Here is a 22,956-nt window from a genome sequence, read left to right as displayed (position 1 = left end):
GCCGTTCAGTCCCGCACCAGGGGCGCGCCCGCGTCCCGCCAGGCGATGATGCCCCCGGCCAGGCTGCGCACGTCCGGGTGGCCCATCCGCGTCAGCAGCGCCGCGTAGCGCGCCGACTGCTCGCCGACCGGACAGGCCAGCAGCACCGGCCGGCTCCGGCTGAACGGAAGTCCGCCCCGGACGAGTTCGGCGAACAGCTCGTCGACGATGTTGACCGACCCGTCGATGTGCAGCGCCGCATACGCGTAAGGGCTGCGCAGGTCCACCACGAGCGGCCCGTCGGTGTCGATCCAGCGCCGGGCCTCGGCCACGGTGACCGACGGCGCCCCGCGGACCTCGGCGTCGGTCACGTCGGCCGGCGCGTTCTTCCGCGGCGGCCGGCCCAGCAGATCGGGGCGCCGCTGCCGGACGTAGCTCAGATAGCTCTCCACCCGGTCGCAGACGATGAACACCGCCGTCCGCCGCTCGGCCGACTCCTCGTCGACGGCGCGCAGGTGACGGACCGCGCCGAAGTAGGCGGCCCCGCCGGTGGGCCCGCAGAGGATGCCGCAGCGGCGGTTCAGGGTCAGCATCCCCTCGATCGCCTCGTCGGAGCCGACCGTCTCCATCGTGTCGTACGTCTCCGGGTCGAACAGGCCGACCTCCTGCACCTCGTCGATGGTGCGGATCCCCGGGATGAAGTCGGACTTGGCCGAGACCAGCCCGACCACCCGTACCGACGGATCCTCCTCGCGCAGGGCGCGCGCCACACCCGTGGACGAACCGGCGGTGCCCACACAGGCGACGAACCAGTCCGGGACCCGGCCGTCCAGATCCTTGACGATCTCCGGCCCGGTACCGGTGAGATGAGCCTCGGTGTTGCGCGGGTTGAAGTACTGGTCGGTGTGTAGATAGGCGCTGCCGGAGGCGGCCAGCGTCCGGTGGAACAGGGTCAGCGGATCGTCCGTGGCGGTCGGGTCGAGGCACTCGCTCTGCCCCGGCAGCTCCTCGATCTCCGCGCCGAGCAGCAGCAGGAGGTCCTTGATCTCCGGCACCCGCATCCGGTTGGTGACGCTCCTGAAGCCCAGGCCGTGCATGCCCGCGATGACCGCGAGGGCCTTGGCCGTGTTGCCGCTGGACAACTCGACCACCTGGCTGCCGTGTTCCACCGCCTCCGCCAGCAGTGGTCCCGCCATGCTCCAGGCGGCCCGGTCCTTGACCGAGCCGAAGGGGTTGAGCATCTCCAGCTTGGCGTACAGGTCGATGGTGCGCAGGCCGTGCACGGCCGGGTCTATCCGCACCAGAGGGGTGTTGCCTATCGCCTCGGTGATGCTGTCGTACCTCACGGGGCTCCCCTCGAGGGCGTGATCGGCCAGTACTGGTCGTCGAGGCACCAGCGCCAGGCGTCGCCGTCCTCCCAGGCGGCGACCTTGCGGGCGGCGGGCTGGTGCTGGGCGCGCGTGGCGTGGAAGTCCATGGCGTAGCCCGCGGTGTTGGCGAAGGCCAGCAGGTCACCGGGTTCGGGGCGGCGGGGCAGGAACACCGTGCGCCGGGTGATCAAGTCGCTCTCCAGACAGAGGCTGCCGAAGAGGTGCACGGCGACGGGCCCGCCGCCCGGCCCGGCCCGGCCGCGGGGGACGACGACCGGGTCCATCAGCACCCCGTGGTCCTCCAGGGCGATGTCGTCCGCCTTCGCGGCCAGCCGTACCCGAAGTGGCCCCCCGGCCATCGGGTCACGCACCTCCAGGACCCGCGCCAGCGAGAGTCCGCACTGGTCCAGCAGCGCCCGGCCGGGCTCGCTGTGCAGGTCGTACAGGTGCTCCAGCAGCAGCGCGGCCAGCGGGCGCCCGCCCATCGAGGCGGCGGGCCGGCCCAGCAGCTCGTCCAGATAGGCGGCGCCGGCGACGGGCCGGTGGGCGGGGTACACACCCAGCGTGCCGCGCAGGGTGCCCGACTCGCTGCGCAGCCCGTAGCCGTGCCCGCCCCACGTCAGTGGTGGGCGCCGGCCGAGGACGGCCTCGGTCAGCCCGCTCGTGTACGCCTCCCACTGCTCCCGCTCGGCGAGATAGCTGACGCCGAACCCGCCGCCGATGTCCACCGCCCGCGGCCGTAACCCCCGGGCACGGCACAACTCCAGCGCGCCCAGGCATCCTTCGAGGGCGGTCGCTTTCTCACTGACGCTCGTCGTGTCCAGGTGGAAGGCCACCCCCGCCGCGTCGACCGCGTCGGCGTGCCGCTCGACCGCCTCCAGCAGCAGCTCCGACTCCCCGACGGGGGTGCCGAACCGGCTGCGCCGGCTCAGCACCTTCACGCCCGACGCCTCGAAGCCCGACAGCCGCAGCAGCACCCGCACCGGTGCGAGGGCGTGCTTGCGCACCAGGGCCGCGAGCTGGTCCAGCTCGGCGACGGCGTCGACGCCGACCGTGACGCCCGCGCGGGCCGCCAGCCACAGGAACTCGGGGTTCTTCGGCCCCGTGGCCATGATCCGGCCGGCGCCGAAACCGGCCCCCAGTGCGTGCTGCAACTCGCCCAGCGACGCGACGTCCACGCCCGCGTCCGTCGCGGCGAGCCGCCTCAACAGGGCACTGGACCGGTTGGCCTTGTGGGCGTAGAAGACCTGGCCCGACAGACGGTGCGCCCGGTACACCGACCGGAACCGCTCCAGGTTCTCGGCGATCTGGTCCGGCACCACGACGTGCAGAGGTGAGCCGAGCGCGTCGACGAGCGAGTGCAGCGTGCCGTGTGCCGCCGTGAGCGACCTCAGCCGTGGCTCCAGCCGCGGTGCGAGGTACAAGGGCCGGCCGTCCATGCGCGCTCCCCCTCCTGAAGCCGCAGCACCCGGCATCCGGGCACGTCGGACACTCCCCGCGTTTCGCCGTATGACCCCTATCCATTCTTCGGTCGCTTTACGCCCAGTAAGACCCGGGCCCGGGCCTTGCGCCGGAGTGAGGCGGATCAGGGACCGGGCCGTGGCGCGCGCCGGGCGCGAGGCGACGGCGTCAGCGTCCGCGGTCCGCCCGCCCCGTGCCGCACGCATGCGCCCGACGCCCCGGCGGTACCCCGGCCGGAGACCGGCACCGACCCGTCCGAGGAGGGACGTGGACCGGCACCCGCTGCGGCTCACCACCCCCGTCAAGCAGCACGTCTTCGACGGCCGGGCCATCGCCGAACGGCTGGGACGCACCGGCCTGCCCGACGGGCCGGTCGCCGAGACATGGGAGGTCAGCGACGTCGAGGGCGACGCCTCGACCGTCCTGGACGGCCCTCTCGCCGGGCCCATCCTGCGGCAGATCACGGCCGAGCACCCGGAGGAACCGCTCGGCTCCCGGCTCCCGCCCGGCCCCCGATTCCCGCTGCTCACCAAGTTCATCGACGGCTGCGGCGCACTCCCCGTGCACCTGCACGCCGACGACGCCACCGCCCGGCGCCCGGAGGGCGAACCCCACGGCAAGACGGAGGCCTGGCACGTCCTGAACGCCGCTCCGGGCGCGACCGCCCTGGTCGGCGTACGCCCCGGCGTGGACCGCGACACCCTGCACCGGGCGCTGCCGGTCCGCCGGAGGCTTGACCTAGGGCGGTCTCAGATATCCCGGAACGTCTCGATCTGCGCCCCGATCGAGTTCAGCCGCTCCGCCAGGTCCTCGTAACCCCGGTTGATGACGTACACGTTGCGCAGCACCGACGTGCCCTCGGCCGCCATCATCGCCAGCAGGACGACCACCGCGGGGCGCAGGGCCGGCGGGCACATCATCTCGGCGGCGCGCCAGCGGGTCGGGCCCTCGACCAGGACGCGGTGGGGGTCCAGGAGCTGGAGGCGGCCGCCGAGGCGGTTCAGGTCGGTCAGGTAGATGGCGCGGTTGTCGTAGACCCAGTCGTGGATGAGGGTCTTGCCCTGGGCGACCGCCGCGATGGCCGCGAAGAACGGGACGTTGTCGATGTTCAGGCCCGGGAACGGCATGGGGTGGATTTTGTCGATCGGCGCCTCCAGCTTGGAGGGCCGGACGGTGAGGTCCACCAGCCGGGTACGGCCGTTGTCGGCGAAGTACTCGGGCGTGCGGTCGTGGTCGAGGCCCATCTCCTCCAGGACCGCGAGCTCGATCTCGAGGAACTCGATGGGCACGCGGCGGACCGTCAGTTCCGACTCCGTCACCACGGCCGCGGCCACCAGGCTCATCGCCTCGACCGGGTCCTCGGAGGGTGAGTAGTCCACGTCGACGTCGATGATGGGCACGCCGTGCACCGTGAGCGTGGTCGTGCCGATGCCGTCGACCTTGACGCCGAGGGCCTCCAGGAAGAAGCACAGGTCCTGGACCATGTAGTTGGACGAGGCGTTGCGGATGACGGTGATGCCGTCGTGCCGGGCGGCCGCGAGCAGGGCGTTCTCGGTGACCGTGTCGCCGCGTTCGGTCAGGACGATCGGGCGGTCGGGGCTGATCTCGCGGTCCACCCGGGCGTGGTACAGGCCCTCGGTGGCGGCGATGTCCAGGCCGAACCGGCGCAGTGCGATCATGTGCGGCTCGATCGTGCGCGTGCCGAGGTCGCAGCCGCCGGCGTACGGCAGCTTGAACTGGTCCACGCGGTGCAGCAGCGGGCCGAGGAACATGATGATGGAGCGGGTGCGGCGGGCCGCGTCCGCGTCGATCGCCGCCAGGTTCAGCTCGGCCGACGGCACGATCTCCAGGTCGACGCCGTCGTTGATCCACCGGGTGCGCACGCCGATGGAGCCCAGCACCTCCAGGAGGCGGTACACCTCCTCGATACGGGCGACGCGGCGCAGCACCGTGCGCCCCTCGTTGAGCAGCGAGGCGCACAGCAGTGCTACGCAGGCGTTCTTGCTCGTCTTCACGTCGATGGCACCGGACAGCCGGCGCCCGCCGACCACCCGCAGATGCATCGGACCGGCGTAGCCGAGGGACACGATCTCGCTGTCGAGGGCCTCCCCGATGCGCGCGATCATCTCAAGGCTGATGTTCTGGTTGCCGCGCTCGATCCGGTTGACGGCGCTCTGGCTGGTGCCGAGCGCCTCGGCCAGCTGCGACTGAGTCCAGCCACGGTGCTGCCGGGCGTCACGGATGAGCTTGCCGATGCGTACGAGGTAGTCGTCTGCCATGAGGCTGAGGTTATCTCAGATATGAGATGAGGCCCGGCCGGGGGGTCCGAACGGGTGACGGGACGTCAATCCCGCCCGGCCGGCTCAGTGTCGACGCGCCTTGGTGGTGCGCCGCCAGCCGAAGGGTCCGGGCAGGTCCATCGACGTCGTACGGCGCCCCGTGCTGCTGCGGGTGTATCGCGGGCCGTTCTTTCCGCCGCCGGTGGTGATGGACCAGGAGCGCTTGTTGATGTTCAGTCGCACCCCCGGAAGGATCCGGAAACTCTTGCGGAACGTGAGCGGCATGCCTGTCTCCTCTCCTGTGTGTGCGTGGCCGTCTGTCTGTGTGGTGCGTGGATGTCTGGTTCGGATACCCGGGAAAAGGGCGTACATGGCCGCCGGGGGGGGCGCCGGGGCATGACCATCCGGCGCTCGTGTACTAGAGTTATCTCGACATCGAGATATCTGCCGAGAGAGCACCGCAGCCGCACGCCGCCATCGAGTCCGGCGGTAAGGGTTACCTAACTTAGCCTTACCTTAGCGGATCGGCCAAGATGCCGTGGCGGCAGGATCGTGGTGGTACGCGCACATCAATGAAGGAGACTGTCGTGTCGGCGAACAGCTTCGACGCCCGCAGCACGCTGCAGGTGGGCGACGAGTCGTACGAGATCTTCCGGCTGGACAAGGTGGAGGGCTCGGCCCGCCTTCCCTACAGCCTCAAGGTCCTGCTGGAGAACCTGCTCCGCACCGAGGACGGCGCGAACATCACCGCCGACCACATCCGTGCCCTCGGCGGGTGGGACTCGCAGGCCCAGCCCAGCCAGGAGATCCAGTTCACGCCGGCCCGCGTGATCATGCAGGACTTCACCGGCGTTCCCTGCGTCGTGGACCTCGCGACCATGCGTGAGGCCGTGAAGGAGCTGGGCGGCGACCCGGCGAAGATCAACCCGCTGGCGCCGGCCGAGCTGGTCATCGACCACTCCGTGATCGCCGACAAGTTCGGCACGAACGACGCCTTCAAGCAGAACGTCGACCTGGAGTACGGCCGAAACAAGGAGCGCTACCAGTTCCTGCGCTGGGGCCAGACCGCCTTCGACGAGTTCAAGGTCGTCCCGCCCGGCACCGGCATCGTCCACCAGGTGAACATCGAGCACCTGGCCCGTGTCGTGATGGTCCGCGACGGCAAGGCCTACCCGGACACCCTGGTCGGCACCGACTCGCACACCACCATGGTCAACGGCCTCGGCGTGCTCGGCTGGGGCGTCGGCGGCATCGAGGCCGAGGCCGCCATGCTCGGCCAGCCGGTCTCCATGCTCATCCCGCGCGTCGTCGGCTTCAAGCTGACCGGTGAGCTGCAGGCCGGCACGACCGCCACGGACCTCGTGCTGACCATCACCGAGATGCTCCGCAAGCACGGTGTCGTCGGCAAGTTCGTCGAGTTCTACGGCGAGGGCGTCGCCGCCACCTCCCTCGCGAACCGCGCCACCATCGGCAACATGTCGCCGGAGTTCGGCTCCACCGCGGCGATCTTCCCGATCGACGACGAGACCATCAACTACATGCGGCTCACCGGCCGCAGCGAGCAGCAGCTCGCGCTGGTCGAGGCGTACGCCAAGGAGCAGGGCCTCTGGCTCGACCCGGCCGCCGAGCCCGACTTCTCCGAGAAGCTCGAGCTCGACCTGTCGACCGTCGTGCCGTCCATCGCCGGCCCGAAGCGCCCGCAGGACCGCATCGTCCTCGCCGAGGCCGCCCAGCAGTTCGCCAAGGACGTCCTCAACTACGTCGAGGCCCCCGTCGCGCAGAGCCCGGCCGCGGCCGCCTCCCCGGTCGACGAGGCCAGCGCCGAGTCCTTCCCGGCCTCCGACGCCCCGGCCTACGGCAGCCAGGAGAACGGCGCCGGCGCGCCGCAGCACGGTGAGGGCACCGGCGCCGCGGTTCCGTCCAACCCGGTCACCGTGACGGCCCCCGACGGCACGTCGTACGAGATCGACCACGGCGCGGTGACGGTCGCGGCCATCACCTCCTGCACCAACACCTCCAACCCGTACGTCATGGTCGCCGCCGCGCTGGTGGCCAAGAAGGCGGTGGAGAAGGGCCTGACCCGCAAGCCGTGGGTCAAGACCACCCTCGCCCCGGGCTCCAAGGTCGTCACCGACTACTTCGAGAAGGCGGGCCTGACCCCGTACCTCGACAAGGTCGGCTTCAACCTCGTCGGCTACGGCTGCACCACCTGCATCGGCAACTCCGGCCCGCTGCCGGAGGAGGTCTCCAAGGCCGTCAACGACCACGACCTCGCGGTCACCTCGGTCCTCTCCGGCAACCGGAACTTCGAGGGCCGTATCAACCCCGACGTCAAGATGAACTACCTGGCGTCCCCGCCGCTGGTCGTCGCCTACGCGCTCGCCGGCTCGATGAAGGTCGACATCACCCGTGACGCCCTGGGCACCGACCAGGACGGCAACCCGGTCTTCCTGAAGGACATCTGGCCCTCCGAGGCCGAGGTGAACGACGTCGTCGCCAACGCCATCGGCGAGGACATGTTCTCCAAGTCCTACAGCGACGTCTTCGCCGGCGACGCCCAGTGGCAGGCCCTGCCCATCCCGACCGGCAACACCTTCGAGTGGGACGCCGAGTCCACCTACGTGCGCAAGCCCCCGTACTTCGAGGGCATGGCCCACGAGCCGGCCCCGGTGGAGAACATCTCCGGCGCCCGCGTGCTCGCCAAGCTGGGCGACTCGGTCACCACGGACCACATCTCCCCGGCCGGCGCCATCAAGGCCGACACCCCGGCCGGCCAGTACCTCACCGAGCACGGTGTGGAGCGCCGCGACTTCAACAGCTACGGCTCCCGCCGCGGCAACCACGAGGTCATGATCCGCGGTACGTTCGCCAACATCCGCCTGCGCAACCAGATCGCGCCGGGCACCGAGGGCGGCTACACCCGCGACTTCACGCAGGACGGCGGGCCGGTGTCGTTCATCTACGACGCCTCCCGCAACTACATCGAGCAGGGCATCCCGCTGGTCGTCCTGGCCGGCAAGGAGTACGGCTCCGGCTCGTCCCGCGACTGGGCCGCCAAGGGCACCGCGCTCCTCGGCGTCAAGGCCGTCATCGCCGAGTCGTACGAGCGCATCCACCGCTCGAACCTCATCGGCATGGGCGTCCTGCCGCTGCAGTTCCCCGAGGGCCAGTCCGCGGCGTCCCTCGGCCTCACCGGTGAGGAGACCTTCGACTTCACCGGCGTCGAGGAGCTCAACAACGGCACCACCCCGCGCACGGTGAAGGTCACCACCGACACCGGCGTCGAGTTCGACGCGGTCGTCCGCATCGACACCCCCGGCGAGGCGGACTACTACCGCAACGGCGGCATCATGCAGTACGTGCTGCGCAGCCTGATCCGCAAGTAACGGGCAAGCGGACGGGTAAGGCAGTTCGCGGGCCGCGTCCCCGGGTGACCGGGGGCGCGGCCCGCGCCGTTCACAGGCGGGCCCGGTGTGCGGGGGCCGGGCCCGGTGCGCGGCGGCCGGGCACAGGGGCCGGCGGCCGGGTCACTCGCCGCGGTACTTCGCCGCCGCGGCCTGGGCGAGGTCCTGCGCCTTGTCGAGGGCCGCGTCCACGGACTGCCGGCCGGCGATGGCCACGGCGATCTGCTCGGACACCGCCGTTCCCAGCACGGCGAACTCGGGGATGCCCAGGAAGCCGATGCCGGTGTAGGGGCGGGGACCGACGCCCGGGTCCTTCGGGTCGGCGGAGTCCGTCGCCGCCGTGTACTCCTGCCGGTACCAGGCACCGGCCGCCTGCCGGTACTCGGGCTTCTCGTAGAGCGATCTGCGGTTCCCGGCGGGTGCCGAGGTCCAGCCCATCTCCCGTCCGACCAGTTCCTGGAACTGCTTGGAGGAGGCCCAGGAGATGAACTCCCAGGCGGCGTCCTTCTTCTCGGAGGCCTGCTGGACGCCCCACGCCCAGGTCCACACCCAGCCGGCCTTCTCGGTCTTCTCGTGCGGGGCGGGGACATAGCCCACCTTGCCCTTGACCGGGGAGCTGTCGGCCTCGACCGACGAGGCCAGCGACGTGGCGTCGTACATCATCGCGCACTTGCCTTCGACGAAGCTGTCGAGGATCTCCAGCACGCCCATCCTCTCGGCGCCGGGCTGGCCGTGGGAGCGCAGCAGGTCGACGTAGAACCGGACGGCCTGCTTGAACTCCGGTGAGGTCAGGCGGGCGTTCCAGTCCATGTCGTACCAGGCGCCGCCGAAGGTGTTGACGACCGTGTTGATCGGGGCCAGGTTCTGCCCCCAGCCGGGCAGGCCGCGCAGACAGATGCCGCTCGCGCCCTCGGAGCCGTCGACCCGGGCGGCGAGGTCGGCGACCTGCTTCCAGGTCGGGTTCGCCGGCATCGTCAGCCCGCTCTTGCGGAACAGGTCCTTGCGGTACATCAGGAAGGACCCCTCGCCGTAGAACGGCTCGGCGTACAGCCTGCCGTCCTCGCCGGTCAGCGAGGACACCAGGTTCGGGAAGACGTCGTCCTGGTCGAAGTCCGCGTCGGCCTTCACATAGGAGTCCAGCGGGGCGAGCCAGCCGTTGTCCGCGTAGATCGGCACCTCGTACGCGCTGACGCTCGCCACGTCGTAGGTGCCGGCCTGGGTCGCGAACTCGCGGTTCATCTTCTCCCGCGCCTCGTTCTCCGGCAGCAGCGTGTAGTCGACGGTGATGCCGGTCTGCGCCGTGAAGTGCCGCTTGGTGAGCTTCTTCAGGGTCTGGATCTGCGGCACGTCCGTCGCGAGCACACTGAGATCGGCCTGCTTCCCGCCGCCGGGCAGGTCGGTGTCACCGCACCCGGCGAGTACCAGACCGGCGGTGACCGCGACGGCCACGGTCACCTGAGTGAGGCGGCTGCGTTTCATGACATCTCGCCGCATACCCGGCTTTCCGTTCCTTAGGCATTCATCGCAACAGGGGATGGTCAGCAGATTTCCGGTGCCGTCAGGGTCGGCCGCGTCCGGCCTGGGCGCGTCTGGACAGCGCGTCGGCGGCCACGGCGGCCAGCAGCACCCCGCCGGTGATCATGAACTGCACCGCGTCCTGGACGCCCAGCAGCCCCATCCCCGAGGCGATCGACTGGATGACCACGACACCCAGCAGCACCGACCAGGGCGAGCCCCGCCCGCCGAACAGGCTCGTCCCGCCGATGACGGCCGCCGCGATCGCGTTGATCAGCAGCATCCCCGAACCGGCGGCACGGGCCGTCGTCGGGCTCGCCGAGGTCAGTCCCGACGCCACGAACAGCCCGCCGAACGCGGCCAGCGTCCCCGACACCATGAACATCGCGATCCGCACCCGTTCCACCCCGATGCCGGCCCGCCGCGCCGCCTCCACCCCTCCGCCCAGCGCGTACACCCGCCGGCCGTAGCGGGTGCGGCGCAGCACGTAGTCGGAGACGACCAGGACCACCAGGAAGATCAGCAGCGCCAGCGGCAGCCCCTGGAACCGGTTGAGGGTGTACGCACCGGCGAAGGCCACCACCGCGAGCAGACCGGTGCGCAGCCAGATGTCGCCGCCGTGCCGGTAGGGCATGCCCGCCGCCCGGTGGCGGCTGCGCCTGCGGCGGGAGGCCAGGGCGTACCCGGCCGTGCCGAGCGCGGCGACCGCGTACGCCACCAGGTGGTTGCCGAAGTGCCGGCTGGTGAGGGAGGCGACCAGGCCCTCCTCGTCGATGTTGATGGTGCCGCTCGCCCCCAGCAGGTAGAGCGTCAGACCGTTCCAGATCAGCAGCCCGGCCAGCGTCACCACGAACGCGGGCACGCCGAGCCAGGCGTGGAAGAACCCGTGGAAGGCGCCCACGGCCGTCCCGGCGGCCACGGCCACGATCACCGCCAGCCACTCCGGCACCCCCTGGTTCACGTTCAGCACGGCGAACGCCGCGCCCGCCAGACCGCTCACCGAGCCGACCGACAGATCGATCTCCCGGATCAGCAGCACGAACACGATTCCGACGGCCACCAGCCCGGTGCCGACGATGTCCACGCTCAGATTGGACAGGTTGCGCGGCGAGAGGAACTTGTCGTCCAGCCCCTGGAAGACGATCCAGATCACGATCAGCCCGGCGACGACCAGGAGCGGCCCCCGCTCACCGTCGCGCACACCCCCGCTGACCGCCCGCGCGTACTCCCGCACGCTGTCCCGCCAGCCGCGGGCGGTGGCCCGCTGCTCGCCGCCGGCGGCCACCGGCCCGGCGCTGCCCGGCCCCGCCGGTCCGCCGTCCCGGTGCGGTCCGCCGCGGCTCACGGCCACGCCTCCTCGTCCCCCTTCGCACGATGGGCCACGGCGTTGTCGGCGGCCCCGGTCACGGACGAGATGATCTGCTCCTGGGTCACGGTGCTCACGTCGAACAGACCGTTGTTGCGACCCAGGCGCAGCACGGCGACCCGGTCCGCCACGGCCTTGATGTCGCCCATGTTGTGACTGATGAGGATGATCGCCATGCCGCGGTCGCGGACCTCCTCGATCAGGTCGAGCAGATGGCTGGTCTGCTCCACGCCGAGGGCGGCGGTCGGTTCGTCGAGCAGCAGCACCTTGGGGGAGCCCATCAGCGAGCGGGAGATCGCGACGGCCTGCCGCTGCCCGGCCGACAGCGCGGCGACCGGCATCCGCACGTCGGGGATGCGGATCGACAGCGCGCGCATCAGGTCACGGGCACGGCGCTCCATCTCCACCTCGTCCAGGACGCCCACCCGGTCGATCTCGCGGCCGAGGAAGAGATTGCCGACGACGTCCAGGTTGTCGCACATGGCGAGGTCCTGGTAGACGGTCGCGATGCCCAGGGCGTGGGCGTCGTGCGGGCGTTTGATCTGGACGAGACGCCCCTCCCACTCGATGACACCCCGGTCGGCGGGGCTGACCCCGGAGATCACCTTGATCAGCGTGGACTTGCCCGCCCCGTTGTCGCCCGCCAGGGCCACCACCTCACCGGCCCGCACCTGCAGATCGACGTCCACCAGCGCCTGCACACCGCCGAACCGTTTGGTGATGCCGCGCAACGCCAGGACGGGGGGATGGGCCACGGGGACCACCTCGCTCACCGGGTGAGTCCGGCCCGGGCACAGGCCGGGCGGAGCTTCGGGGTGCAGATCTGGTCGAGCGTGTAGACACCGCCCCGGACGAGCGTCCGCCCGATCGTCTCGCGCGTGACCGCGGTCGGGGTGAGCAGGATCGCCGGGACGTCCTTCGTCGTGGGGCTGTCCACCTTCGTCGTGACCAGGGAGTCGATGTCGTCGCCGCGCGCCAGGGCGACCGCCATCGCGGCCGCCGCCTCGGCCTCCAGCCGGAACGGCTTGTAGACGGTCATGTACTGCTCGCCCTCGATGATCCGCCGCACGGCGTCGAGATCCGCGTCCTGACCGGTCACCGGCGGCAGCGGCGAGACCCGGGCGCTCTTGAGAGCCGAGATGACACCGGCCGCGATGGAGTCGTTCGCCGCGAGCACCCCGTCGATCGCGGCCGGACCGAGGTCGTTGATCGCGGCGGACATGTGGTCGTGCGCGTTCTCCGTACGCCACCCGAGGGTGTCGTACGACTTCAGGATGCGGACCTTGCCCTGGAGGACGGACCGCGCTCCGCCCTCGTACCAGGCGGCGTTGGGGCTGGACGGGTCGCCGTTCATCATGACGACACCGCCGCCGTCGGCCCTTGCGCTCATGCCCGCCAGGAGCGCCCGGCCCTGGAGCCTGCCGACCCGGGCGCCGTCGAAACTGACGAAACCGGAGATCGGGCCCTCGGCGAGCCGGTCGTAGGCGACGACGGGGATGCCCTCGCGCTGTGCCGCGTGGACCGAGGAGCGCAGGGCCTTGGGGTCGACGACGTCCAGCAGCAGGACCGAGACACCCCGGGTGATCATGGAGGTCATCTGCTGCCGCTGGCTCGCCGCGTCGTTCTCGGCGTTGGCGTACAGGAGCCGGCACTCCGGGCAGAGCTCCTCGAGCCGCTTCTCGATCATGGGCCTGTCGGACTTCTCCCACCGGGGCACGGCCCGGCTCGGCAGCAGCAGCCCGACGGTCGGTTCGCCCTCGCCCTCCCCGCCGCCGTCGGCGCACGCGGTGAGGGACACGGCGAGGAGGACCGCCAGCAGCCCGGCGGCACCGCGCAGACCCAGACCGCGCATCAGCGACCTCCCTCGGGGGACCGGTCCCGGTGCGGGGGCGCGGACGGCTCCGCGGCCCCGTCACCGATGTGCTCCATGGCCCGGTCGAGACCGACGGCCTGCTCGCCCTCGCGTCCCCCCGTCCGGTCGTCGTCATGGCTCCGGCCCTGCTCGCGGGTCCTGCGGCGGTCCCGGTTGCGGCCCAGGCCCCAGGTCCGGTCGCGGCCCAGACCCCAGCCGCGGCCCGGTCTGCGCTCCTCCTCCGGCTCGGTCTCCGGCTCCTCTTCGGGCTCCTCACCGGGCTCCGGCCCCCGGCGGGTGACCACGATCTCGCTCCACACCTGCTTGCCGCCGCCCACCGGCACCGAACCCCAGGCCGCCGACACGGCCTCGACCAGGAAGAGCCCCCGCCCGCCCGTCGACTCCCAGTCCACGACCACCGGCTTGGCCGGCGCCCGCGGTGAGGAGTCGCCCACCGTCACCCGCAGCCGGTCCGCCGCCAGGGTCAGCTCCACCCGGACCGCGCCCTGCGTGTGCACCAGGGCGTTCGTGACCAGCTCCGACACCACCAGCAGGACGGTGTCGGCCTCCTCGGTGATGCCCCACGAACGCAGGGTGCGCGCACTGAACCGGCGGGCGTGCATCACCGCGTCCGGCAGCCGCCACACCACCCAGCCCGCCCGTACCGGCCGTACCCGCATCCCGTCGTAACGCAGCAGCAGCACCGCCACGTCGTCCTCGCGCCGCCCGGCCTCGCCGAGCAGGGCGTCGGCCATCCGGCCCGGGTCGGCGGGATCCGCCGCCGCGAGCGCCCGGCGCACGATCCGCATCCCCTCGTCCACCTGGAGGTCCGCCGACTCGACCAGACCGTCCGTCACGAGCGCGAGCACCGACCCCGGGGCGAGCGCGAGGGCCGTCAGCGGGAACTCGGCCTCCGCGAGGACACCCAACGGGAGTCCACCCTCGACGGCGATCTCCTCGGTGCTGCCGTCGGGGTGCCGCACCAGCGGGGCCAGGTGCCCGGCCCGGACGAACAGCGCGTTGCCCTCCTCCATGTCCAGTTCGGCGTAGCAGCAGGTGGCGAACAGGTCGGTCTCCATGCCGACGAGCAGCCGGTTGGCGTGCGCGACGACCACGTCCGGCGGATGCCCCTCCACGGCGTAGGCACGGACCGCCGTACGCATCTGGCCCATGATCGTCGCGGCCCCCGCGCTGTGGCCCTGCACGTCCCCGATGACCAGGGCGACCTTGTTCTCCGACAGTGCGATCACGTCGTACCAGTCACCGCCCACCTGGAGTCCCCGCCGGGCGGGCAGATAGCGGGCCACGGCCGTGCCGCCGGGCAGCCGGGGGAGCCGGCGCGGCAGCAGACTGCGCTGGAGCATCGTCGCGAGCTCCTGCTCGGCGTCGTAGGCGTGCGCGCGCTTCAGGGCCTGACCGACCAGGCCCGCGGTCGCGGTCAGCAGGGCCCGCTCCTCGGGGGCGAACTCGTGGGGGGTGTCCCAGCCGACCAGACACACCCCGGCCACCCCGCTCCTGGCCGGCAGCGGCAGCACGGCGACCCCGCCGGGGCCGATCCCCGCGAGCCCCGGTTCCAGCTCCGAACCTGCCGGCCACAGACTCATCCGCCCGTCCCGCAGCGCCGCCTGGAGCGTGGGCAGGGCGGTGACCGGCGCGTCGGGCCACTCCGAGCGCCACTCCCGGCGCCACAGCTCCGGCCAGGCGCCGGCACCCGGCGGATCGAGCACGGTGACCGCCAGCCGGTCCTCCAGCAGTTCGGCGAGCGCCACCCGGTCGGCGCCCAGCGGCTCGCGCAACGCGGCGACGACGACACGGCTGACGTCCCGGACGGTCGTGGCGTCGTCGAGCGCGGCCGTCAGCCACTGGATCCGGGCCACGTCGCTGGCGCTGCGGCGCAGCACGGGCGCCGCGCTGACCACGCCCAGCACCCGCTCCGGTGCGCCGTCGGAACCCTTCAGCACCCGGCAGTTGAGCCGCAGCCAGCACAGTTCACCGGTGGGCCGCCTGATGCGGAACTCCAGCTCACGCCGGCCCGGGGTCTGCGCGGACGGCTCGATGACCGACATCAGCGCGGGGACGTCCTCCGGGACGCTCACCGACAGCAGCGTGTCGGTCTTGCCGTCGAAACCGCCCTCGGGGATGCCGACGAGTTCGAGCAGGGCCGGGTCCGTCTCGACCAGCCCGGTGCCGGGCGACAGGGCGAAGGAGCCCACCCCCATGGCGCGCATGGCCGAGTCCAGCAGTGGCGAGGGCGCCGAGCGGTCGGCCTCGCCCCGCAGCCGCGCGGCCACGGCCTCGGCATAGCGCTCCAGGAACTCCCGCTGCTCGGCCCCGAACCCCTCCCCGGTCTCTCCCACCACGACGAGACACCCCAGCCACCCGCCCGCGGCCCCCAGCGGCACAACACCGAACGGGGCGGAGGCGGCCAGGCCTCCCTCCGCCCCGGCGAGCACCACGCTCGGGAGCCACACGGGCCGCCCCCGCAGATAGGCCTCGGCGACGGCAGGAGCACCGCCGCCCGCGCCCGGGCCGACGGGAGCTTGGCGGGGACGGGCACCGGGGGAGGGACCACCGTGGGCAGGGGCCCGCGAAGCCGGGTCGTGGGACGGGTGACCGCGGGCAGCGGATGGTGTCGCTTCCGGCGTCGGCCCGGGGGAGCGGCCACCGGGGGCGGAAGCTTCGCGGGGACGGGCCCCGTGGGAGGGGCCACCTTGGGCAGCGGCCTCCGGCACCGGCCCGGGGGAACTGCCGGATCCCGCTCCGGGAGATTTCCCGGGAGCGGGCAGCGTCACCCGTTCCGGCAACCGGTACCACTGTTCGGCCTCGGCCCCGGCGGACTCCACCAGCCGGAGTTCGGCCCCGTCCTCGCCGCGTACGTACACCGCTGCCAGCGCCACCCCGGCGAACGCCAGCAGCCGCGCCCGGGCGGCCTGCTCCGGGGCGGGACGAGACGGACCGGTGCCCCCGTCCCCGGGCGCCCGAAGACCGGGGATCGCGGCCCGGGCATCGCCGTCATGGGGCATGTCCGCATCCACCTCCCGTCCATCCCGCAGCCACCGGCAGGTGGGAGTCCCCGGGACTCAGGCGACGACGACGCGGGCACGGGACCGGCGGCGCGGGGGTCGCGCCTCCCATGGCGGATCCACGCCGCACATGAGCGGCAGGGCACCCACACAACAGAATCGCACACCTGGATATCTCGGACACATGGGGCACCCGGCCTCCGTTCCCGGGCCGGACGCCCCCGAGGGAGCCGGCCGGGCCGGACCCCTCGGGCGGCCGGCGCTCTCACCGTCGGCCGGGCGCCGTCACCGTCGGCCGACGAGGCCGCGCACGTCGTCGACCCCCATCAGCCGGGCCACGGCGAGGTACGCCGCCGCCATGGCGACCGTCCCGGCCGTGAGACGCACCGCGCCGGACCAGGTGCCGGTGCCAGGTGACGCGATACAGGCCCGGGCGGCCGCCCGGGCCTGTATCGGGGACCCGGTATCCGACGCTCGCCGGCCGCCCGGGCCCGCCCCGTACGGAGGTTGGAGGTTCAGCCCACCCGGCAGGGCAGACTGCTCGTACTGTCACCTCCCGAACCGGAGACGGTGTAGCCGAACGTCGTGCTCCCGCCCGGCGCAAGGGAACCGTTCCAGTTGGCGTTGTGGACCATCACCGCCTGGCCGTTGTAGGTCGCGCTGCCGCTCCACAGGCTCTCGACCCTCTGGCCCGCCGGGAGCGTCCAGTCGACCATCCAGCCGAGCATCGGCACCGTACCGGTGTTGGTGACGGTCACCTCGGACTGGTGGCCGCCGTTCCAGGTGCCCGTGGTCCTGCGGGTGGCCGTGCAGGTGCCGGGCACCGGCTCGGACGGGTTGCCCGGCTCCTTGATCCCGGTCACCTCGCCCTTGCCGCCGTCGAAGACCACGTCGGAGCAGGAGTAGAAGGTTTCCTGGCTGTCGGAGCGCTGCCAGACCATGTAGATGATGTGGCGCCCCGACTTGTTCTCGGGGAGCCTGCCCGTCCAGGAGTAGTTGGCCTCGACCGTGCCCGGGGAGCCCTTCAGCGGCGGGTGGTCGACACTCAGGAACGGCCGCTCCTCCATGTCGTTCCAGGTGAGCGCCTTGGTCGGATCGAAGCCGTCCTTCGTGATGTAGACGTGGAACCAACCCGGGTGCGCCGCCCAGGCGTTGTACGAGAAGTCGACGGTCGCGCCCGAGGTGAGATGGGTGAGCGGCCAGTCCTTGCCGGGCGTGTTGAACCCGGTGAAGTTGGTGTTGCCGCCGCTGCACAGCTCGCCGTCCGGCACGAAGCCCCGCGTGCGGCCGGCGCCGTCGGAACGGAGCACGGAGAACCAGTTGTAGAACGGCGTGGTGCCGCTGACCTGCTGCGCGGCCCGGCAGGCGGGATTGACCGGCTTGATCTCACCGGTGCCGGTCAGCCCGTCCTGCCAGCACAGGAAGGTGCGGCTGCCGGGCTTCATGGGGGTGCCGTGCGCCTCCGCCTCACCACCGGCCGTCATGACCAGGCCGATGGCCGGGACGGTGACCAGGAGGGAGAGCAGCACGAGGAAGAGGGCTCTGGCCCGGGCGGGGAGCGCCGGTCGGGGCAGCGTGGATCCTCCGGGCATTCTTGTCAGGATCATGACAGTGTCATCCGTTTCGTGGGGGTACGGGCCTGCGGATGTGGGTGCACGGATGCGCGGGATGGGAGCGACTCGCGGGCGGGTTCCGGTCCACCGTTGATGGGAGCGCTCCCACCCCGCCTGTTGCGGAAGTTAGCGCCCGGCGGCGCAGATGTAAACGGCTCCCGTGCGAGGACCTGGGCGGGCTCCCCCGTCGATGCGGTGCCGAGGGCGGCCCCGCACGTCACGTCGTCGCCTATGTCGATGACCGGGAGCGGTTGCTCCAACAGATCGGCGCACAAAGGAAGTTGACTTGACCCTCCCTTTGCGATTGGCTGCGGGCCCGACCATCATGATCCGGGGGGATCCTTTGACGCGCGTTGTCCGTGCAGCCGTCTGTTCCGTCGCCGCCGCAGGCCTCGCCTTCGGCCTCACCGCATGCTCCGAAGCGGTGGACCAGGTCGACAAGGCGGTGGACGAGACCTACGAAGTCACGTACGAGGTCACGGGGAAGAACGTCGACTCGATCGAGTTCCACGGCGGCGGGGGCAAGGCCATGGACCCGAAGATCGAGTCGGTCTCGAAGCCCGAGCTGCCCTGGAAGAAGACGGTGACGCTGCGCGGCATCATGCCGGCGGCGGTCATGCCGGTCGCCGCCGACCCCGAAGGCGCCGAGGTCAGCTGCAAGATCGTCTACAAGGGCAAGGTGATCGAGGAGCAGAGCGCGAAGGGACTGGTGAGCGCCGGCGGCTGCACCGCGGAGTCCCCGGTCACGGGGTGACGTAGAGGGCGCGGCAGGGGGGCGCGGCCTGCGGGTGCGCCACCGCTGCTGGGCATGTCCGTGCGCCCAACGACGCTTCGCACGCAGCCGGTTGATGCCTCCCGCGTACCGCTGATCCCGTGTGGTTCCGGCCAGCCCGAGGCACACTCGCCGTCGGTCCGGTGGAGGCCTCACGTTTGCCGCTGACCCCCGTGTCCGGTCGTCCGCCCGACACCGCCCGCAACCAGTCCGGTTGGCGCCGCACCTCCACCGCGTCGCCGCACTCGTGCCCGTTGAACGTAGGGCGTACAGGGGCCGGGCCGGACGGCTCGTTCGACCTGGCCCTCGGCCCCGAAGTGCCGGCGGGCCTCGGCCACCTCCCGTGCGCGGTCTCCACCCGTGGGCCCGAGCCCTGGATCAGGGTCCGCCGGCTGCCGACCGCCCGGAAGGCGGCGGGCGGCAGCCAGGCCGGGTCCACGCCCTCCGGGAGGACGGGCACGGGAAGCGGCATCGGCCCCCAACTCGGCTGCTCTGCTCAGGCGAGCAGTTCGACTTCCGCCAGGGTGGCCTCACCGTCGAGGACCAGGCGGTACCTCTCGTACGTAGCCGGCGACCTCACGGAGAACGCGCGGGTCTGTCTGTCCCACGCGAAGGACTCCCCGGAGCGCCGGTCCAGCGTGCGCCAGTTCGTGCCGTCGGAGGAGCCCTGGAGCGTCCATCCGGCCGGTGCCTTCGCCCGGTCCGCCGACGAGGTCAGCGTGTACTGGACCGCCTCGGCGCCCTTCGGAACCGGCAGGTCCACGGAGGTCACCGCGGCGTCCGTCGCCGACGTGTCGTCGAACAGGGCGCCGTCGCCCTTCAGCACGTCCGCACGGGGCGTCGGCACCCCGTCGTCCCGGGTGATCGACACGGGCGCGGCGTGCTCGCCCGTGCCCCAGGACGACGGCCGCGCGCCCATGTCGAACTCCAGGACACCGCCCTTGGCGACCAGCGCGTGCGGCAGCGAAGTCTTGGTCCACGCACGGCCGTTGACCTTCAGCCCCTGCACGTACACGTTCCGCGCGCTGTTCCGCGGCGCCTTCACCACCAGCTCGCGCCCGTTCTCCAGATGCACGGTCGCCTTCGTGAACAGGGGCGAGCCGATCGCGTACTCACCGCTGCCCATCACCAGCGGGTAGAAGCCGAGGGAGGAGAACAGGAACCAGGCCGACTGCTCGCCGTTGTCCTCGTCGCCGTGGTAGCCCTGCCCTATCTCACTGCCCGTGTACAGGCGGGACAGCACCTCGCGGACGTTCTTCTGCGTCTTCCAGGGCTGCCCGGCCGCGTCGTACATGTACAGGGCGTGGTGGGCCACCTGGTTGGAGTGGCCGTACATGCCCATCCGCACGTCCCGCGCCTCGGTCATCTCGTGGATGACACCGCCGTAGGAGCCGGTGAACTCGGGGGAGGCCGTCTCGGGGGTGGAGAGGTACGCGTCCAGCTTGTCGGCGAGGCCCTTGCGCCCGCCGTAGAGGTTGGCCAGGCCCCGGCTGTCCTGTGGGGCCGTGAAGGCGTATCCCCAGCCGTTGGTCTCGGTGTAGTCGTGGCCCCAGACGCGCGGGTCGTACTTCGACGACTCGACCCGCCAGTCGCCCTTGGCGTTCCGGCCCTGGAAGAACCCGGCCTTCTTGTCGAAGAGGTTCACATAGTCCCGGGCGCGGTTCAGGAAGTACTCCGACTCCTCCTTGTAGTGCCGCTCACCGGTCTCCTCGTACAGCTTCCGGCCCATGCGGGAGATGCCGTAGTCGTTGAGACAGCCCTCCAGCGCCCAGGACAGGCCCTCGTGGGTCTCGGTGCCGGTGTAGCCGAGGAAGGGGGAGGTGGTCATGCCCTTGCGGCCGACGCCGGGGTTGGGCGGCACGACCGTCGCGTTCTTCACCGCCGCCTCGTACGCCGTCTCCCCGTCGAAGTCCACGCCCTTGACGTACGCGTCGGCGAACGCCACGTCCGAGGACGTGCCCGTCATGAGGTCCGCGTAACCGGGGGAGGACCAGCGTGAGGTCCAGCCGCCGTCCTTGTACTGCTGCACGAACCCGTCGACCAGCTCACCCGCCCGCGACGGAGCGAGGAAGGAGTACGCGGGCCAGGTCGTCCGATAGGTGTCCCAGAAGCCGTTGTTGACGTACACCTTGCCGTCGACGATCTTCGCGCCGGTGTGCGTCGGGGTGTCCGGCTTCGGCATGGGGGAGAAGGGCGAGGCGTACTGGTGCGTGCCGCCGACCTTCTCGAAACCGGAGTTCGGGTACAGGTACAGCCGGTACAGGCTGGAGTACAGCGTCGTCAGCTGGTCGGGGGTCGCACCCTCCACCTCGACCTTGCCCAGCAGCCGGTCCCACTGCCGCTGGGCGCTCTTCTTCACCGCCTCGAAGGACCGGCCCTCGGGGATCTCCTGGCGGAGGTTGTCCTCGGCCTGATCGAGGCTGATCAGCGAGGTCGCCAGGCGCAGGGTGACGGTCCGGTCGTCGGCCTCGAAACGCAGGTGGCCCTTGACACCGCTGGAGTCGCCCTTCGTCACCGGCTTGTCGAACGCGCCGTACACGAAGAGCCGGGTCGCGCCCGTCGACAGCCCGGACTTCACGTCCGAGTAGCCGGTGACGACGCCGTTCTCCTTGTCGAGGGTCAGCCCTGCCTGGTCCGTCACGTTGTCGAAGAGGACGCTCGCGTCGTCGCCGGGGTAGGTGAAGCGCAGCACCGCCGCGTGGTCCGTCGGCGCCATCTCGGCCTTCAAACCGTTCTCGAACCGCACCCCGTAGTAGTACGGCCGAGCCGTCTCGTTCTCGTGCCGGAAGGCCAGCTCCCGCGCGTCCCGCCCGTACTCCGGGGTCCCGGCGGCCGCCGAAGGCATCACCTGGAAGGTCTGCCGGTCGCCCATCCAGGGGCTCGGTTCGTGGCTCGCGCTGAACGCCTGGATCGTCGGCAGGTTGTCCGCGTTGTTCGCACGCGCGTAGTCGTACAGCCAGCTCAGCGAACCGGCGTTGGTCACCGGAGTCCAGAAGTTGAAGCCGTGCGGCACGGCCGTCGCCGGGAAGTTGTTGCCGCGTGAGAAGCCGCCGCTGGAGTTCGTGCCGCGGGTCGTCACCGCGTAGTCCGACAGGTGCGCCTTCGGCCGCTCGGGGGCGACGGATCCGATGCTCACGTCGTCCAGCCAGCCCCGGAACTTGGCCGGGCCCTCGGGGGAGTCGTACGCCACCAGGATCCGGTCCACAGTCTTCCCGGCCGCGACCGAGCCGATCCATGCCGCCACGTTGTTCCACTGGTTGACGTAGAGGATCTTCGCCGCGCCCTGTCCCCGCGGGGTCAGCGGGAAGCCGTGCTGGTCGGTGGCGCCCAGGTCGCTCAGGTGGGTGCCGTCGGTGAAGGCGAGGTCGACGGATACGTTCGTGGCGTCGTAGTCCAGGTCACCGTCCGCCATCGACGGGAAGATGCGATAGGCCAGCCGCGTGTCCCGGCCGACGGCCACGTTCACGTCGAAGATCTTGTTGTGCGAGTACGCCCGGCCTTCCGCGGTGTGCCGGCCGGCGTACCGCAGGGCGCGCTTTCCGGTGAACCCGGCGCCCGCTTTCGCGGTGGGGGAGCCGCTCGGGCCGCGGTCGACCAGGGAGAGCATGTCCGGTGGGACGGGCCCGTCGGTGCCGCCCGTGGACAACTGGAGGTCGGCGAGCTGGAGGATGTCGCCGCCGTTGTTCCGGGTGACGTCCAGCCGGAAGTGCCGGTACTCACCGGGTTCGGCGAAGTCGTACGTCTTCGTCTGGAACCGCTCGGAGAAGGACTCGCCGGAGCGGGCGTCGAGCGTCTTCCACTCCTTGCCGTCGGCGGAGCCCTTCAGGGTCCAGTCCCTCGGGTCGCGCTCGTCGTGGTCGTTGGCCGACGTCAGCGCATAGCGTGCTAATTTCACCGGTTTGTCCAGATCAAACTCGGCCCAGCCGGTCGGTGCGAAGGCGAGCCACTTGGTGCTCGGCTCGCCGTCGACGAGGTTCTCCTTCACCTCGCCGCCGCCCGTGTTCTCGGCACTCGCCCGGACGTCGGTGACCTGACCGGTCACATTGCCCGGTATGCCGCTGCTGTAGCCGCCGTCGACTCCGGAGGCCCGCTTGGTGCCGTCCGGGCCGGTGTCGACGGTGTTCACCCAGTCCGGAACCGGGTCGTCCGCCTCGAAGGAGGACGCGAATTCCCGATCGGTTTTTCCCGGGGCCTGCGGCAGTGCGACCGCAATGCCCTGCGAACCCAGGGTCAAAGCGAAGGCGGTCGCCGACACGACCGCCGAACCCCATCTGTGCCGAGCTTTCCGCTGCATCAACGGGTACCCTCCCTGCGCAGTGGAC

The 22,956-nt window shown here is 71.4% G+C and carries 14 protein-coding genes; 3 read left to right on the top strand and 11 right to left on the bottom strand.

The genetic code is table 11. The features are described from left to right. Positions 1–5 precede the first annotated feature (5 nt). Complete coding sequence (locus ACFZDI_RS31100) at positions 6–1,325, bottom strand: pyridoxal-phosphate dependent enzyme (RefSeq protein ID WP_391255046.1); 1,320 nt, start codon at positions 1,323–1,325, stop codon at positions 6–8. Further along, on the bottom strand, positions 1,322–2,788 hold the full coding sequence (locus tag ACFZDI_RS31095) for an alanine racemase (protein ID WP_391255044.1): 1,467 nt from the start codon (positions 2,786–2,788) through the stop codon (positions 1,322–1,324). Before ACFZDI_RS31095 ends, ACFZDI_RS31100 begins: the two co-directional genes overlap by 4 nt. A 289-nt stretch (positions 2,789–3,077) precedes the next feature. Here ACFZDI_RS31095 and ACFZDI_RS31090 point away from each other — a divergent pair, with 289 nt between their 5' ends. Next, on the top strand, positions 3,078–3,626 hold the full coding sequence (locus ACFZDI_RS31090; protein WP_391255041.1) for a hypothetical protein: 549 nt from the start codon (positions 3,078–3,080) through the stop codon (positions 3,624–3,626). Here the strand turns inward: ACFZDI_RS31090 and ACFZDI_RS31085 are convergent. Both ACFZDI_RS31085 and ACFZDI_RS31080 read right to left on the bottom strand, forming a co-directional pair. Continuing rightward, positions 3,560–5,089, bottom strand: a complete 1,530-nt coding sequence (locus tag ACFZDI_RS31085) for a UDP-N-acetylglucosamine 1-carboxyvinyltransferase (RefSeq protein ID WP_234847207.1) — start codon at positions 5,087–5,089, stop codon at positions 3,560–3,562. The genes ACFZDI_RS31090 and ACFZDI_RS31085 overlap by 67 nt on opposite strands. A gap of 84 nt (positions 5,090–5,173) precedes the next feature. Then, complete coding sequence (locus ACFZDI_RS31080) at positions 5,174–5,374, bottom strand: DUF4236 domain-containing protein (protein ID WP_033308449.1); 201 nt, start codon at positions 5,372–5,374, stop codon at positions 5,174–5,176. A gap of 302 nt (positions 5,375–5,676) precedes the next feature. Here ACFZDI_RS31080 and ACFZDI_RS31075 point away from each other — a divergent pair, with 302 nt between their 5' ends. After that, positions 5,677–8,475 carry an aconitate hydratase gene (locus ACFZDI_RS31075; protein WP_308287410.1) on the top strand — a complete coding sequence of 933 codons (2,799 nt, stop codon included), beginning with the start codon at positions 5,677–5,679 and terminating at the stop codon, positions 8,473–8,475. 141 nt (positions 8,476–8,616) lie between these two features. Here ACFZDI_RS31075 and ACFZDI_RS31070 read toward each other — a convergent pair whose 3' ends face one another. The 6 genes from ACFZDI_RS31070 to ACFZDI_RS31045 form a co-directional block, all read right to left on the bottom strand. After that, a complete protein-coding gene (locus tag ACFZDI_RS31070) occupies positions 8,617–9,972 on the bottom strand; it encodes an extracellular solute-binding protein (protein ID WP_391255036.1) in 1,356 nt (451 codons plus the stop codon). A 79-nt stretch (positions 9,973–10,051) separates the two neighbouring features. Beyond that, entirely contained in the window at positions 10,052–11,353 is a 1,302-nt protein-coding gene (locus tag ACFZDI_RS31065; RefSeq protein WP_234847203.1) for a sugar ABC transporter permease, read from the bottom strand. Further along, entirely contained in the window at positions 11,350–12,129 is a 780-nt protein-coding gene (locus tag ACFZDI_RS31060) for an ATP-binding cassette domain-containing protein (protein WP_234847202.1), read from the bottom strand. The genes ACFZDI_RS31065 and ACFZDI_RS31060 overlap by 4 nt, the downstream gene beginning before the upstream one ends. Positions 12,130–12,143: 14 nt before the next feature. Continuing rightward, positions 12,144–13,226: a substrate-binding domain-containing protein gene (locus ACFZDI_RS31055; protein ID WP_391255031.1), complete on the bottom strand. Its 1,083-nt coding sequence runs from the start codon at positions 13,224–13,226 to the stop codon at positions 12,144–12,146. Beyond that, the gene (locus ACFZDI_RS31050; protein WP_391255268.1) at positions 13,226–16,141 is read right to left on the bottom strand and encodes a SpoIIE family protein phosphatase; all 2,916 of its coding nucleotides are present in this window, start codon (positions 16,139–16,141) and stop codon (positions 13,226–13,228) included. Before ACFZDI_RS31050 ends, ACFZDI_RS31055 begins: the two co-directional genes overlap by 1 nt. Before the next feature lie 623 nt (positions 16,142–16,764). Beyond that, positions 16,765–17,841: a lytic polysaccharide monooxygenase gene (locus tag ACFZDI_RS31045; protein WP_234847200.1), complete on the bottom strand. Its 1,077-nt coding sequence runs from the start codon at positions 17,839–17,841 to the stop codon at positions 16,765–16,767. A gap of 346 nt (positions 17,842–18,187) precedes the next feature. Between ACFZDI_RS31045 and ACFZDI_RS31040 the strand changes: the two genes are divergently transcribed. After that, positions 18,188–18,616, top strand: coding sequence for an MmpS family transport accessory protein (locus ACFZDI_RS31040; RefSeq protein ID WP_234847237.1), 429 nt, complete (start codon positions 18,188–18,190; stop codon positions 18,614–18,616). A 514-nt stretch (positions 18,617–19,130) separates the two neighbouring features. Here ACFZDI_RS31040 and ACFZDI_RS31035 read toward each other — a convergent pair. Further along, a complete protein-coding gene (locus ACFZDI_RS31035; RefSeq protein ID WP_391255027.1) occupies positions 19,131–22,928 on the bottom strand; it encodes a GH92 family glycosyl hydrolase in 3,798 nt (1,265 codons plus the stop codon). Between the last annotated feature and the right edge of the window lie 28 nt (positions 22,929–22,956).

The sequence above is a fragment of the Streptomyces sp. NPDC007907 genome (assembly GCF_042959365.1).
GTDB classification, from domain to species: Bacteria; Actinomycetota; Actinomycetes; order Streptomycetales; family Streptomycetaceae; genus Streptomyces; species Streptomyces indiaensis.
Note: the sequence above shows the minus strand (reverse complement) of the source record. Positions and strands in the feature narration are given on the sequence as shown.

Excerpts from the sequence above, each read along its gene's own strand:
- ACFZDI_RS31035 (WP_391255027.1), bottom strand. The coding sequence starts at position 22,928 with ATGCAGCGGAAAGCTCGGCACAGATGGGGTTCGGCGGTCGTGTCGGCG.
- ACFZDI_RS31080 (WP_033308449.1), bottom strand. The coding sequence starts at position 5,374 with ATGCCGCTCACGTTCCGCAAGAGTTTCCGGATCCTTCCGGGGGTGCGA.
- ACFZDI_RS31055 (WP_391255031.1), bottom strand. The coding sequence starts at position 13,226 with ATGCGCGGTCTGGGTCTGCGCGGTGCCGCCGGGCTGCTGGCGGTCCTC.
- ACFZDI_RS31045 (WP_234847200.1), bottom strand. The coding sequence starts at position 17,841 with ATGCCCGGAGGATCCACGCTGCCCCGACCGGCGCTCCCCGCCCGGGCC.
- ACFZDI_RS31040 (WP_234847237.1), top strand. The coding sequence starts at position 18,188 with ATGATCCGGGGGGATCCTTTGACGCGCGTTGTCCGTGCAGCCGTCTGT.
- ACFZDI_RS31070 (WP_391255036.1), bottom strand. The coding sequence starts at position 9,972 with ATGAAACGCAGCCGCCTCACTCAGGTGACCGTGGCCGTCGCGGTCACC.
- ACFZDI_RS31095 (WP_391255044.1), bottom strand. The coding sequence starts at position 2,788 with ATGGACGGCCGGCCCTTGTACCTCGCACCGCGGCTGGAGCCACGGCTG.
- ACFZDI_RS31085 (WP_234847207.1), bottom strand. The coding sequence starts at position 5,089 with ATGGCAGACGACTACCTCGTACGCATCGGCAAGCTCATCCGTGACGCC.